The following is a 13,979-nucleotide window of genomic DNA, read 5'->3' as shown; positions in this document are numbered from 1 at the left end:
GGGAAATAGCCACTTGCCATTTCGGTTGATGATAAGCATTATCATTCACTGCAAATCGGTCTGGTATCAGTGTGAGCCAATCTCGCTTCAACCATGTCTTTCTCACCCAACGGGTGATTCTGCTGCGTACCTTGCAGCGGATGGTGCATAACCACAGCACCGCCGAGGACTTGCTGCAGGAAACCTACCTGCGCGTCACGCGGGCGCTGAGCGAGCGGCCGATCGATCACCTCGAACCCTTCGTCTATCAAACCGCGCGCAACCTGGCGCTGGATCACCTGCGCTCGCGTCGGATCCAGGCGCGCACGCTGCAGGAAGATGTCCCGCTGGGCATCCTGCAAAGCGTCGCCGCCCCCATCAGTACCCCCGAAGACGCGACCCATGCCGAGCAGCTGCTGGAGCACCTGAGCGTCAGCCTGGGCCAGTTGAGCGCGCGCCAGCAACAGATCTTCATCCTCAGCCGCCTGCATGGTTGCAGCTATCAGGAGATCGCCGATCAGTTGGACGTGTCCTTGAGCACCGTGCAAAAGGAATTGAAATTGATCATGGCCATCTGCGTAGGTGTGGCCGAACGGCTGGATCGGCCTTAAGCTTCATCCGACAGAAATGTCGACCCAGGTCGTAAGAAGATGAATAGAACGTGGCGAAGACCCGAGGCACACCGTGACGGACCCGAATAAACTGCGCCCCCATGAGCTGGCTCATGAGGTGTTGCAAGACACGGCGATGGACCAGGCCCTCGATTGGCTGATCGCCTTGCAATGCCCGCAACCCGGGCAGCAGGCGGAATTTGAAGCCTGGCTGACCAGCGATCCGGCCCACGCGCACGCGTTAGGCAAGGCCCAGGCCGCCTGGGGCGGCGCGCCGGTGCACAGTGCCGCCGTGGCCCTGGCGGTGCCGCGCAAGCCCAGCGCCTGGCGCCGGATCAAACCCCATTGGAAACCGCTGGCCACGGCCGCCGTGCTGCTGATCGGTCTGTTCAGTTTCAGCAACCTGCCGGTGCGCCTGCAAGCCGACCATCTCACCGTGGTGGGCGAACGCCAGCGCCTGCAATTGGACGACGGCTCCAAAGTACTGCTCAACACCAATTCGGCGTTTTCCAGCACCGTGCTGGGCCATCAGCGCATCGCCCGCCTCTACCAGGGCGAAGCGTTTTTCGACATCCCTCCAAGCCACGACCTGCCCCTGCAAATCGACGCCGGCCCGGTACGCGCCAGCGTGCGCGACACCGCCTTCGCCGTGCGCTACCTCAATGGCGAGGCGCAAGTGCAAGTGCAGCGCGGTGATGTGGACCTGAGCAACACCATCAACGATGCCCGCGTGCGCCTCAGCGCCGGGGAAAGCATCCGCATCGGCCCCAAGGGCTTCGGCCCGCCGGCCAAGCTGGACGCCGACAAGGACCTGGCCTGGGTGCAAGGCCGGCTCGTTTTCGAAAACTGCCCGATGAGCGAAGTGCTCGCCGAGTTGCGCCGCTATTACCCAGGGTGGATCGTCAACACCAACGACAGGCTCGCCAGCGTCGCCGTCACCGGCAATTATCGCCTCGACCAGCCGCTGGACGTGGTGCGCTCCCTGGCGCACATCACCTCAGCCAAGCTCTCGGAATTCCCGGCGCTGGTGATCCTGAACTAAATGAGAATTATTTTTACTCGATAGCCGTCGGTGGTACGTCTCGTCTTAGCCAATGCAACTGATTCCTATTTGGTTCGGTTCGCAACTATAAAGATTCGTACCCCGGAGCGCTCTCGATGTCCTCTCGTTTCAACCACCGGTCTTCTTCGCCCGTGTTGTCCTTGCTGACCGCCGCCATTCTGCTGGCCGGCGCGCCGCTGATGACCGCCAGCGCCGCCGAACCTGCAACCCACAGCCACGGCAATTACACCTTTAGCATTGAACAGCAACCGCTGGTTTCGGCGCTCAATGCCTTTACCGCGGTGACCGGCTGGCAAGTCGGCCTGCCGGCGGAGCTGGGCCAGGGCGTGTCGTCGCCTGGCGCGCACGGCCCGTTGACGCCGGAAAAAGCCCTGGACCGGCTGTTGGTGGGGACCAACCTGAGCTATCGCAAACTGGGCAGCAATACTATCGTTTTGGAAAAACATGCGGCCGGCAGCACCCTCAACCTGCAACAGGTGACCATCAGCGCCACCCGCAACGAGCAGGACGTGACCAGCGTGCCAAGCACGGTCAGCGTGTATGAGCGTGAAGCACTGGACCGCCAGAACGTGAATAACATTCGCGAACTGGTGCGCTACGAGCCTGGCGTATCGGTGGGCGGTGCCGGCAGCCGTTCGGGCAATGCGGGCTACAACATTCGCGGTATCGACGGCGACCGCATCCTCACCCAGGTGGATGGCGTGGAAGTGCCGAATAACTTCTTCAACGGCCCCTACGCCAAGACGCGTCGCAACTACGTCGACCCGGAAATCGTCAAGCGTGTGGAGATCCTGCGCGGCCCGGCCTCGGCCCTGTACGGCAGCAACGCTATCGGCGGTGCGGTGAGCTACTTCACCCTCGACCCGGATGACATCATCAAGCCCGGCCAGGATGTCGGCGCCCGCCTCAAGACCGGCTACAGCTCCGCCGACGAGAGCTGGCTCACCTCCGGCACCTTCGCCGGTCGCGTACAGAACGTCGACGGCTTGCTGCACCTGAGCCAGCGCAACGGCCACGAAACCGAATCCTACGACGGCAACAATGCCACCGGCCTGGCCCGCACCGGCGCCAACCCGGAAGACGCACGCACCACCAACATCCTGGCCAAACTGGGTTGGAACTACGGCGATGACAATCGCCTGGGCCTGACCTATGAGAAGTACAAGGATGATCGCGACATCAACCTTAAAAACGCCGTCGGCGGGCCGTTCACCGGGGGACGCGGCTTCAATTTCTATCGTGCCCGTTCGGGCAACGACACCATCACCCGTGAGCGCTTCGGCCTGGAAAACAGCTTCGCGCTTGAGTCGCCGATCGCCGACCGCATCAAGACCAGCCTCAATTACCAGATCGCCAAGACGGACCAGACCACCGCCGAAATCTATCAACCGTCACGCCGTGTATTGCGCACCCGCGAGACGCTCTACGAAGAAAAACAATGGGTCTTCGACGCACAGTTGGACAAGGCCTTCAGCCTGGGCGCAACCGATCATCAAGTCACCTACGGCACCACCCTCAAGCAGCAGAAAGTCACCGGTTCGCGTGAGGGCAGCGCCACCTGCCTGACAGTCGGCAGCGGCTGCACGGCCATCGGCGCCCCCAGTCCATCGGCCAGCGACAGTGTCAAGCGCGCCAGCGATTTCCCGGACCCGACCATCAACACCTACTCGCTGTTTGCCCAGGACCAGATCGCCTGGGACAAGTGGACCTTCCTGCCCAGCGTGCGCTACGACTACACCCAGCTCAAACCCAAGCTGACCGAGGCATTCCTCAACACCGTCGACCCAACGCGGATCTACGATCACAGTGACAGCGAGAAAACCTGGCACCGCGTCACGCCGAAATTCGGCCTGACCTACGCATTGACCGAGCAATACACCTGGTTTGGCCAGTACGCTGAAGGCTTCCGCACCCCGTCGGCCAAGGCCTTGTATGGCCGCTTTGAAAACCTCGATCAGGGCTACACCGTCGAGCCCAACCCGAACCTCAAGCCGGAAACCAGCAAGGGCATCGAAACCGGCATTCGCGGCAACTTCGACGCCGGCTCGTTCGACATCGCCGTGTTCTATAACAAATACCGCGACTTTATCGATGAAGACGCGGTGGTCGCCGGCAGTACCGTCGAAGCCTTCCAGGCCAAGAACATCAAGCGCGCGACCATCAAGGGCGTGGAGGCCAAAGGGCGCCTCGACCTGGACGCACTGGGTGCACCGCAAGGGCTCTATACGCAGGGAGCGATCAGCTACGCCCATGGCCGCAATGACGACACCGGCCAACCGCTCAACAGCGTCAACCCGCTCAAGGGCGTGTTCGGCCTGGGGTATGAGCAGGCGCAGTACGGCGCGCTGGTCAGTTGGACGCTGGTCAAAAAACAGAACCGCGTCGACAGCACCACCTTCTTCGCGCCCGACGGCAATTCCAGCAATGGCCCGTTCAAAACCCCAGGCTTCGGCATCGTCGACCTGACCGGTTTCTACAAAGTCACCCAGGACGTGACGCTCAACGGCGGTCTCTACAACCTCACCGACAAGAAGTACTGGAACTGGGACGACGTGCGCAGCTACGACGGTGTCGGCGAAGCCGGCGTGACCTCGCCCGCCAACCTCGACCGCCTGACCCAGCCCGGCCGCAACTTTGCGATCAATGTGATCTGGGACATCTGATAACACCGCCCGCTCACCCCGCCGACATTTCATCGGCGGGGTGAGGATTTTTTACTGTGCCGCGTCTTCTTGTTCGTCTAGTTGATAACAGCTCTCTTTACGGGCAACCAGGCGCTTCCCTTCCCAAGGACTTTTTCATGACCGTTTCCACAACCACAGAACGCCCAAGCCTGCGCTCCCAGCGCCTGAACCAGATTACAAATGAGCCGCACACCAAGCTGGACGCTTTGGTCAAGGCTCACGCGCCGTTTGAAACCCAGGCCAACTTCGCGCGGTTCGTGGTGGCGCAGTACCTGTTCCAGTCGGAACTGGTGGCGCTGTACAACGACCCCGAACTGATCGAACTCGTGCCCGACCTGGCCGAACGCTGCCGCGCCGAGGCCGCCAAGCTTGACCTGAGCGACCTGGATACCGAAGTGCCAGCACCGGTACCCGGCGCGGTGAAAAACCCAAGCAAAGCCGAGGCCCTGGGCTGGCTGTTCGTGTCCGAAGGTTCCAAGCTGGGCGCCGCGTTCCTGATCAAACGCGCCGTGGGCCTGGGCCTGAGCGAAACCTTCGGTGCCCGCCACCTGGGTGAGCCGGCAGGCGGTCGCGCCGAAGGCTGGAAGCGCTTTACCCGAACCCTCGACGCTCTGGAGTTCAGCGCCGAAGAAGAAGCCGCCGTGGAAAAAGGCGCGGTCGATGCGTTTGTGCGCTTCACCGTGTTGCTGGAACAGGCGTACGCTACTGCACCTGAACTGGCCTGATCCCCCAAATTGAAATGCAATTTAAGTGTGAGAGGGGGCTTGCTCCGGTACAAACCATTGCCATCGGGAGCAAGTCGAATCGTCGCACCGCCCCTCCCACACTTACATTATTTCAAGCCGATTTTTTTCATACTTTGCAAATACCCATGACCGGCAAAACCCAATCCCCCTCGAAAATCGCCCAGCTCCTCTTCGGCCTGCTGGCCTATGTCAGCCTGGGCATCGGGCTGGTGGCGATTGTCATACCGGGGTTACCCACCACCGAATTCATCCTGCTGGCCGCCTGGGCCGCCACTAAAAGCTCGCCCCGCCTGAGCGCCTGGCTGGAAAACCATCGCCTGTTCGGACCGATCCTGTACAACTGGCGCAACGGCCGGATCATCGCGCGCCGGGCCAAAGTCAGCGCGACGGTGAGCATGGTGCTGTGCGCGATGTTGATGCTGGTGATGCTCGACCACGGCTGGCCGATCTACCTGGCCATTGCCGGGATGGGCCTGGGCAACCTGTGGATCTGGTCGCGCCCCGAGCAATTTGTAGCGCCCATCTGAACCCTCGGTTGCCGTAAGCCAGCTCACCCATACAGCAGGACGCGGGGGGGGGGGTTACCGACCTGTCCAGGCCTGAACAAACTGCGCCAGATCTTCTTTCGGCGCCGTGCGCGGTGGGTTCTGCGGCGTGCCCAGGTAAAGGAAGCCAATCACCTCTTCATCCGCCGTCAGCCCCAGGCCTTGGGCGACATGGGCTGAATAAGACAACTCACCGGTGCGCCACACCGCGCCAATGCCTTGGGCGTACGCCGCCAGCAAAATACCGTGGGCCGCACAGGCAGCGGCCAGCAGTTGCTCAGACTTGGGCACCTTGAAGTGCTCCTGCAAACGCGCAATCACCACCACCACCAACGGTGCGCGCAAGGGGCCGTTCTGGGCCTTGTCGATGACGGCTTGCGGGGCGTCGGCGTCCTGCAGGCGCGCGGCTTCGGCCAGTAGCGTGCCCATCTGCTCGCGGGCGGCGCCTTCCACGGTGAGGAAACGCCAAGGCCGCAACTGGCCGTGGTCGGGCGCCCGCATGGCGGCGGCGAACAGCACGTCGCGCTGCGCCTGGGTCGGTGCCGGCTCCAGCAAGCGCGGCACGGAAACACGGTTGAGCAAAGCGTCGAGAGCCTGCATTGGCCACCTCCAGAAAAAAATGTGCGGTCATTCTAGCGGGAATGAATCGGCTATCACCAAACGATAATTGCTCTTATTCATTCCCCCCGGCCCTGTTAGACTTTGCGACCGCATTTTTCGCCTTGGTCCAGGAAACTCGATGTTCCGTTCGCTTTTTCGCCTGTCCGTCGCCTGCATGGCCTTGAGCTTGACTGCATGCGACGACGCCCCAAGGTTTGCCAAGGCCGAGCCGGGCGAAGCACGCGCGGGCGGCGCGGCGACGGTGAACAAGCGTGACCAGAACGCGTTTTCCTTGCCGTCGGCCAACCTGCCGCCAACGCGCCGCGTGGATTTCAGCGTCGGCAACAGCTTCTTTCGCAGCCCCTGGGTGATCGCGCCGTCCACCACCACCGCGCGTGATGGCCTGGGCCCGTTGTTCAACACCAATGCCTGCCAGAACTGCCATATCAAGGACGGTCGCGGCCATCCGCCGCTGCCCGACGCGACCAATGCGGTATCGATGCTGGTGCGCCTGTCGATTCCCCTGTCCAGCCAGGAGCAGCCGGCCTACGCCAAACTCATCGAGCAGGCCGGCGTCGTGCCGGAGCCGGTCTATGGCGGGCAGTTGCAGGATATGGCGGTGCCGGGCGTCGTGCCGGAAGGCAAGGTGCGCGTCGACTACACGCCGGTGAATGTCACCTTCAAGGACGGCAGCGTCGTCGAGCTGCGCAAGCCCAGCCTGCAGATCACCCAGCTCGGCTATGGCCCGATGCACCCCGATACGCGTTTTTCGGCGCGCATCGCCCCACCGATGATCGGCCTGGGCCTGCTCGAAGCCATCAGCGATGCGGATGTGCTGCGTAACACCGACGCGAAAACCGCTGATAAAGAAGCCCTCGTCGGCCACGCCAATTGGGTCTGGGACGACGCTCAACAAAAAACCGTCCTCGGGCGATTCGGCTGGAAAGCCGGGCAACCCAACCTCAATCAACAAAATGTTCACGCGTTTTCTGGTGATATGGGCCTCACCACCTCCCTGAGACCCTTCGATGACTGCACCGACACCCAAGTGGCCTGCAAGCAGGCGCCCAACGGCAATGGCCCCGACGGCGAGCCGGAAGTCAGCGATAACATCCTGCGCCTGGTGCTGTTCTACACCCGTAACCTCGCCGTGCCCACGCGCCGCGACGTCGACAGCCCGCAGGTGCTGGCCGGCAAGAACCTGTTCTACCAGGCCGGTTGCCAGGGCTGCCATAAACCGACATTCACCACGGCGGCAAACGCTGCCGAACCTGAATTGGCCAACCAGGTGATCCGCCCCTACAGCGACCTGCTGCTGCACGACATGGGCCCAGGCCTTGCCGACGATCGCAGTGAATTCAAGGCCGGCGGCCGCGATTGGCGCACCGCGCCGTTGTGGGGTATCGGCCTGACTCAAACCGTGAGTGGCCATACCCAGTTTCTGCATGACGGCCGCGCGCGCAACCTGCTGGAAGCCGTGCTCTGGCACGGCGGTGAGGCACAAGCCGCGCAACAGCATGTGTTGTCCTTCAATGCCGAGCAGCGTGCTGCGTTGCTGGCGTTCCTGAATTCTTTATAAGCTTCGCCCCACTTACACAAGGGAGCTCGACATGTTCCGTCCCAAGTTGTTGTTCACCAGCCTTGCCGCCCTCGCCCTCGGCGCCTGCTCGCCACAAGACCCACAAGCCGTGACCTCGGCGGCAATCGCCAAACAAGTGATCCTGCCGACCTACAGCCGCTGGGTCGAAGCCGACCGCCAACTCGCCGTCAGCGCCTTGGCCTACTGCCAGGGCAAGGAAAACCTGGACACCGCCCGCGCCGACTTCCTTCACGCGCAAAAAGCCTGGGCCGAGCTGCAACCGCTGCTGATCGGCCCGCTGGCCGAAGGCAACCGTTCCTGGCAGGTGCAGTTCTGGCCGGACAAGAAGAACCTGGTAGGTCGCCAGGTCGAGCAACTGGTCGAAGCCCAGCCGCAGATCGACGGCGCCGCCCTGGCCAAGTCCAGCGTGGTAGTGCAAGGCCTGTCGGCCTACGAATACATCCTCTACGACGCCAAGACCGACCTTGCCGACGACGCGCAGAAAGCCCGCTATTGCCCACTGCTGGTGGCGATCGGCGAGCGTCAGAAAGCCCTGGCCGAAGAGATCCTGGCCAGTTGGAACAGCACCGACGGCATGCTTGCGCAGATGACCAAGTTTCCGAACCAGCGCTACGCCGATTCCCACGAGGCCATCGCCGATCTGCTGCGCGTACAGGTGACGGCACTGGACACCCTGAAGAAAAAACTCGGCACGCCGATGGGCCGTCAGACCAAGGGCATCCCGCAGCCGTTCCAGGCCGATGCGTGGCGCAGCCAGTCGTCCCTGCAGAGCCTGGAGGCCAGCCTCACCGCCGCCCGGACCGTGTGGGTCGGCGTCGACAACAAGGGCCTGCGTGGCCTGTTGCCGGCGGATCAGAAGCCATTGGCCGACAAGATCGACGCCGCCTACGCCGCGTCCCTGAAACTGTTCGCCAGCAATCAGCGCACCCTCAACGAACTGTTGAACGATGACGCCGGGCGCCAGCAACTCAATGACCTTTACGACAGCCTCAACGTGGTTCACCGCCTGCACGAAGGCGAATTGGCCAAGGCGCTGGGCATCCAACTGGGCTTTAACGCCAACGACGGTGACTGATGATGCTCAGGCGACAGGCTTTGGCCATTGGCAGCGTGCTCCTCAGTGCACTCACATTGGGTGGCTGGACGCTGTTCAAGCAAAAAGACAAAGGCCCGCTGCTGCTGTCGGCACGGGATGATGCGGACGGCAAGCACTATGCCGTGGGTTATCAGCTGGACGGCAAGCAAGTGTTTGCCACCCAGGTCGGCCAACGTTGCCACGACATCATCAACCACCCGACGCAGCCGATTGCACTGTTTGTCGCCCGTCGCCCGGGCACCGAGAGCTACCTGATCGACCTGCGTGATGGCGCCTTGCTGCAGACCATCACCTCGAACGTCAATCGCCACTTCTATGGCCACGCGGTCATCCACAAGAGCGGCGACTGGCTGTACGCCACCGAGAACGACACGTCCGACCCCGGCCGCGGCCTGCTCGGTGTGTATAAGTTCGAAGGCGAGCGGCTGGTGCACAGCGGCGAGCTTTCCACCCACGGCATCGGCCCGCACCAGGTGTCATGGATGCCCGACGGCGAAACCCTGGTGGTGGCCAACGGCGGCATTCGCACCGAAGCCGAAAGCCGTGTGGAAATGAACCTCAACGCCATGGAACCAAGCCTGGTGTTGATGCAGCGCGACGGCACCCTGATCAGCAAGGAAACGCTCAGCCAGCCGATGAACAGCGTGCGCCATATGGGCATCGCCAGCGACGGCACCATCCTGACCGGTCAGCAATTCATGGGGCCGTCCCAGGAGCGTTCCGAGCTGCTGGCGATCAAGCGGCCGGGGCAACCGTTCGTGGCGTTCCCGGTGGCTGATGAGCAACTGCAGGCGATGGGGCACTACACCGCCAGCGTCGCCGTGCACAGTGAACTGCGCCTTGTAGCGCTGACGGCACCACGGGGCAACCGCTTCTTTATCTGGAATATGGACAGCGGCGAGCTGCGCCTGGATGGGCCGTTACCCGATTGCGCGGGCGTCGGTGCGGTGGCCGATGGGTTTGTCGTCACCTCGGGCCAGGGGCGTTGTCGGTTCTACGATTGCCGCCAGCAACCGTTGGTAGCCACACCGTTGGCATTGCCGGCGGGACGTTGGGATAACCACCTGCACCTGATTTAAACAAGATGGCGCCTGCCCCCAGCGCTGATCGACAAGCAAAAAAAAAAGGGCCTCGCATCGCAAGGCCCTTTTCGGGTGGTTTCAATCGTTTCAACTCTGCGGCCTCATTCCTTGAGACAGGCCAAACATGAACAGCAGCAGCTCGTGATCAGGCTTGGCCGCCACACTCGCCTTGGCAACGCGCGGCAGCAAACATTGCGCGCCGTCCTGCGTTGCACTGAGTACCTGCGTGCGAGGCTGCTCCCACGCGGCCAGGGCCAGGGCTGCAACGCCCAACGCCCCCACCAGGAACACACCTCGTGCTATTTCTAGCTTCATTTGGTTAAACCCTTGATAGCGCTGCCAAACGCCGTCTCATAAAAGTAGCTGAGTTTTTGCCAGTCGCTATCGCTCCACGACGAATGGCGGCGCAGTTGCCGCATATCATGGGACGCCGCCCGATGAGCGGTCAGGCGCTGGCGACACTTCTCAAAATCCAGCAGGGCCACTTCCACATTGGCCGCGTCGCCCTCGCCGGTTACCCGCACAAAGATGTGCTTGATATACAGGCAACCGTGCTGCCAGCGCCCTTTATGCATACGCGCCAGGGTGCCGGCCAATTCCTTGAGGACACGCTCGTGCACCCGCTCGCCGTAGCGTTCACGGCCACCGCCGGCGTACCAGTGTTCAATTTCTTCGAAACCGTCGAGTGACGCAGTCACCAGCAAGGCCTTCCACTGGTGCTCGGCATCACGCCGTGCCTCGCAGAACACCAGCTCAGGCACGCGCACATCCAGCAGGCGCAGGCCCTTCAGGGCATCTCGCTCGCGCAGCACGGTGGGACGGCCGAACGGGTGCAGCCAACTGCGGTAGATGTGGCCGGTCTGGCGCTTGCTGTAGAGCAGGCGGCCGTTGGCGCTCGTTACGCGCTGCACACCACTCTCACCGCCGCGTCGACGGTTGGGTTCCTCGACCCATTCGCCTTGCTGGCGCCAGAAATAATCAAAGCGTTCCTCTGGAGCTACGTGACTGCCTGCTACGCACTCAACTGCCATCCTGTTACCTCTTGCGTAATACGTACACTCGCCACATGGCGTAGAGCGGTATGAAGTCCAGGGACTCCTGAACACGGAAACCGGCTTCCTCGAATTCTGCTTCGACGGTAGCAGCCGGTAACACAAACCGGTTTTGGTAACTTTCCTGCTCACCTTTTTTGCGACGCTGGCCTTCCAGGCGCTTGCGTTTCCACGCTTTGAAATTGCCGTCGACCCACAGCGAAACAATTACGCTGTCACGGGTAACCCGCTGAAACTCGCGCAATATCGCCATTCGGTGCGCCGGATCACCAATGTGGTGCAGCAGGCGCATGCAGAAAATGCTGTCGACCGAGTTATCGGGCAAATCGATATCAAAGGCAGATGTCTGCAAGGGCCGTACCCGTTTCACCACCTGCGCCGGTTGGGCGACAGTCGCGACTTTCAACATCGAGGCCGAATTGTCGGCACCGATGATCACTCGGTTGGGTTTCTCAGCCAACAGCGGCCAGAAACGCCCGGCACCACACGGCAAGTCCAGCACCAAGCCCGGCTCACCAGCCATCGCCAGGGCGCCACGGGCCAATTGCTCATCGCGTTTATGGGACAAGCGACGCGCCAGACTGTCCTGATGCTTGAGCAAATATTCCCGGGCGTGTTCGTCGTCGTACTTTTCGGAAAATTCGAGCTTGATGGGGTTAGGCATCACTGATCTCCAGTTACTGATGCCTACAACCTTAAGCAGCGCACTGTGATCAACAGGTCAACCGTGTGTGAAAAACTTGTCCTGTCCAATCCCATACATTTCAAGACTTTACAAGCACAAACAGTAGCATGGGGCCATCTTCGCCGAATTGCGGGCAGGTCTGGCAGGATAGCGGCAGAAGGCAAGGTCAGGCCTTGTCCGGCCCCAGTTCGACGTGGAAGCGGCAGCCGTTGGGCTCCATGGTGCTGAGACTGACGCTCCAGCCCTGGTTCTCGCAGATACGCTGCACCAGCGACAAGCCGAGCCCCAGGCCATCCCCGCGTTTTTCACTGCCGCGCACGAACGGCTCGAACATCGCCTCGCGCTTCTCTTCGGGAATACCCACGCCGCTGTCCTCGACCACGAACCCACAGGGCTCCAGGGTCAGCCGGATAAAACCGCGCTCGGTGTAATGCAAGGCGTTGCGCAGCAGGTTGCCCATCACCGCATGCAGGAAGGTGGTGTTGTAGCGCGTGTCCAGTGGCTGGCCCGGCTGGTAGATCAGCTCAAGGCCCTTGTGTTCGATTGGCTCACGCCAAATGCCGAGCAAGTCCTCAGCCACCTGGCTGAGGGTCACCTGGGGCGACATCGACGCATCGTTATGCTGAGCGCGGGCCAGCATCAGGAAGGTCTGCACCAGCTCGCGCATCTCTTCACAGGCGCGGGCAATGCGCTGCACCTGGTTACGCCCGCGCTGGTCGATGGCCGGGTTTTCCAGCAACAGCTCACAGGAGCTGGCCAGCACCATCAACGGCGTGCGCAATTCGTGGCTCACATCGCTGGTAAACAACTGCTCGCGCGACAACGCCGCGCGCAGCCGCCCCAACGTGGCGTCGAACGCCACCGCCAGCTCGCCCACTTCATCGGCCGCATAGTCCGGCGCCAGGGGCGGCGCCAGGCCCAGCAACTGGTCGCGGTGACGCACCTGGCGGGCCAGGCGCACCACCGGCGCCATCACCTTGCGCGCCAGCACCCAGCCGAGGAACACCGCCAGTGCCAGGCTGAGCACGAAGCCCACCAGCACCACGGCGAACAGCACGCGCTCACGCTCTTCGAAATCACTCTGGTCCTGCAACAGCACATAGCGCCGGCCGTCGACGACTTCGACCATGGCGTGGTACGACAGTGATTCGCGGAACACTTCGTGAAAACCTGGTTCCAGGTGGCGCAGGTCCTTGGGCAATTCAAAATCACCCGGCCCGCCGCTGAAATAGAACAACTGGTCCGGCTCGGGTCGGTGGCGCCAGTCTTCGACCGTGTCCATCAGCAGCAAGCGTTGCAAGTCACCGCCCAGGCCCGCCGAGATCAACTTCTCTTCCACCAGGTGCACGGTCGCGATAATGCCCATGGCGAAGGCCCCCGCCACCAACGCACTCATCAAGGCAAAGGCAATGATGATCCGCTGGGAAAGGCTTTGCTTAAACTCCATCACGCCCCTCGGCCAGGCGATAACCAACGCCGTGCACCGTCTGCAGTAACGGCTTGGCGAAGGGCTTGTCGATGACTTGGCGCAACTGGTGGACATGGCTGCGCAGGCTGTCGCTGTCCGGGCAATCGTCGCCCCACAGCGCCTCTTCAAGGATTTCGCGGCGCAGCACGTGAGGACTTTTTTGCATCAGCACCGCCAGCAGCTTGAGGCCGACCGGGTTGAGCTTGAGCAGGCGCCCTTCACGGGTGACTTCCAGGGTGTCGAGGTCATAGCTCAAATCGCCGACCTGCAAGGCGCGGCGGCCGCCGCCCTGGGCACGGCGCAGCACGGCTTCGATGCGCGCGGCCAGTTCCGACAGGGCAAACGGTTTGAGCAGGTAATCATCGGCGCCAGACTTGAAGCCCTGCAACCGGTCGTCCAACTGATCACGAGCGGTGAGCATGATCACCGGTGTGTCGCGACGTGCGTCTTCGCGCAGGCGCTTGCACAGGGTGTAGCCATCGATACCGGGCAGCATGATGTCGAGCACGATCAGGTCGTAATGCTCGGTGGCCGCCAGGTGCAGGCCCGACAAACCGTCCTGCGCACAGTCCACGGTGTAGCCCTTGAGCCCCAGGTAATCCGCCAGGTTGGCCAGAATATCGCGGTTGTCTTCAACCAATAAAATTCGCATGGGCAGTGTCTCCGTACGCGGTAACGGCCGTGTTGGCTCGCGCAGCTTAAGGCCAAGCGGAGCTCAGGGATAGAGTTGGAAGGTGCGTTGATAAGGGTTTTCAACCGATTCAACCG

General features: G+C 62.1%; 14 protein-coding genes. 8 read left to right on the top strand and 6 right to left on the bottom strand.

Annotated features, from left to right (window positions below):
• The first annotated feature begins 71 nt into the window (after positions 1 to 71).
• From V6M90_RS10785 to V6M90_RS10765, 5 genes are all read left to right on the top strand, one after another.
• Entirely contained in the window at positions 72 to 590 is a 519-nt protein-coding gene (locus V6M90_RS10785; protein ID WP_003175857.1) for an RNA polymerase sigma factor, read from the top strand.
• Between the two features lie 73 nt (positions 591 to 663).
• A complete protein-coding gene (locus tag V6M90_RS10780) occupies positions 664 to 1,632 on the top strand; it encodes a FecR family protein (RefSeq protein ID WP_332846456.1) in 969 nt (322 codons plus the stop codon).
• A gap of 116 nt (positions 1,633 to 1,748) precedes the next feature.
• Entirely contained in the window at positions 1,749 to 4,316 is a 2,568-nt protein-coding gene (locus V6M90_RS10775; protein WP_332846455.1) for a TonB-dependent receptor, read from the top strand.
• 137 nt (positions 4,317 to 4,453) lie between these two features.
• Positions 4,454 to 5,062: a biliverdin-producing heme oxygenase gene (locus V6M90_RS10770; RefSeq protein ID WP_141063364.1), complete on the top strand. Its 609-nt coding sequence runs from the start codon at positions 4,454 to 4,456 to the stop codon at positions 5,060 to 5,062.
• A 146-nt stretch (positions 5,063 to 5,208) separates the two neighbouring features.
• A complete protein-coding gene (locus V6M90_RS10765) occupies positions 5,209 to 5,610 on the top strand; it encodes a YbaN family protein (protein ID WP_332846454.1) in 402 nt (133 codons plus the stop codon).
• A gap of 54 nt (positions 5,611 to 5,664) precedes the next feature.
• Here the strand turns inward: V6M90_RS10765 and V6M90_RS10760 are convergent, their stop codons facing one another.
• Entirely contained in the window at positions 5,665 to 6,228 is a 564-nt protein-coding gene (locus V6M90_RS10760) for an NAD(P)H nitroreductase (RefSeq protein WP_003175862.1), read from the bottom strand.
• 139 nt (positions 6,229 to 6,367) lie between these two features.
• Between V6M90_RS10760 and V6M90_RS10755 the strand changes: the two genes are divergently transcribed.
• Genes V6M90_RS10755 through V6M90_RS10745 form a run of 3 tightly spaced genes read left to right on the top strand, consistent with a single transcriptional unit; the run spans position 6,368 to position 10,003 of the window.
• Positions 6,368 to 7,807, top strand: coding sequence for a di-heme oxidoreductase family protein (locus tag V6M90_RS10755; protein ID WP_003175863.1), 1,440 nt, complete (start codon positions 6,368 to 6,370; stop codon positions 7,805 to 7,807).
• 31 nt (positions 7,808 to 7,838) lie between these two features.
• Entirely contained in the window at positions 7,839 to 8,903 is a 1,065-nt protein-coding gene (locus V6M90_RS10750) for an imelysin family protein (protein ID WP_003175864.1), read from the top strand.
• 2 nt (positions 8,904 to 8,905) lie between these two features.
• On the top strand, positions 8,906 to 10,003 hold the full coding sequence (locus tag V6M90_RS10745) for a DUF1513 domain-containing protein (RefSeq protein WP_332846507.1): 1,098 nt from the start codon (positions 8,906 to 8,908) through the stop codon (positions 10,001 to 10,003).
• Positions 10,004 to 10,093: 90 nt separating this feature from the next.
• On the opposite strand, the gene V6M90_RS10740 is transcribed toward V6M90_RS10745, so the two are convergent.
• The 5 genes from V6M90_RS10740 to colR form a co-directional block, all read right to left on the bottom strand.
• Complete coding sequence (locus V6M90_RS10740; RefSeq protein ID WP_042945223.1) at positions 10,094 to 10,321, bottom strand: hypothetical protein; 228 nt, start codon at positions 10,319 to 10,321, stop codon at positions 10,094 to 10,096.
• A complete protein-coding gene (locus V6M90_RS10735) occupies positions 10,318 to 11,037 on the bottom strand; it encodes a lipopolysaccharide kinase InaA family protein (protein ID WP_003175867.1) in 720 nt (239 codons plus the stop codon). The genes V6M90_RS10740 and V6M90_RS10735 overlap by 4 nt, the downstream gene beginning before the upstream one ends.
• 4 nt (positions 11,038 to 11,041) lie before the next feature.
• A complete protein-coding gene (locus V6M90_RS10730; protein WP_003175868.1) occupies positions 11,042 to 11,722 on the bottom strand; it encodes a class I SAM-dependent methyltransferase in 681 nt (226 codons plus the stop codon).
• A gap of 187 nt (positions 11,723 to 11,909) precedes the next feature.
• Positions 11,910 to 13,190, bottom strand: coding sequence for a sensor histidine kinase (locus tag V6M90_RS10725; RefSeq protein ID WP_141063366.1), 1,281 nt, complete (start codon positions 13,188 to 13,190; stop codon positions 11,910 to 11,912).
• A complete protein-coding gene (gene colR, locus V6M90_RS10720) occupies positions 13,180 to 13,863 on the bottom strand; it encodes a two-component system response regulator ColR (RefSeq protein WP_003175870.1) in 684 nt (227 codons plus the stop codon). Before colR ends, V6M90_RS10725 begins: the two co-directional genes overlap by 11 nt.
• Positions 13,864 to 13,979 lie beyond the last annotated feature (116 nt).

The organism is Pseudomonas lactucae (assembly GCF_036688725.1).
Taxonomy (GTDB): domain Bacteria; phylum Pseudomonadota; class Gammaproteobacteria; order Pseudomonadales; family Pseudomonadaceae; genus Aquipseudomonas; species Aquipseudomonas lactucae.
This window is presented reverse-complemented; position numbering and strand designations above follow the sequence as displayed.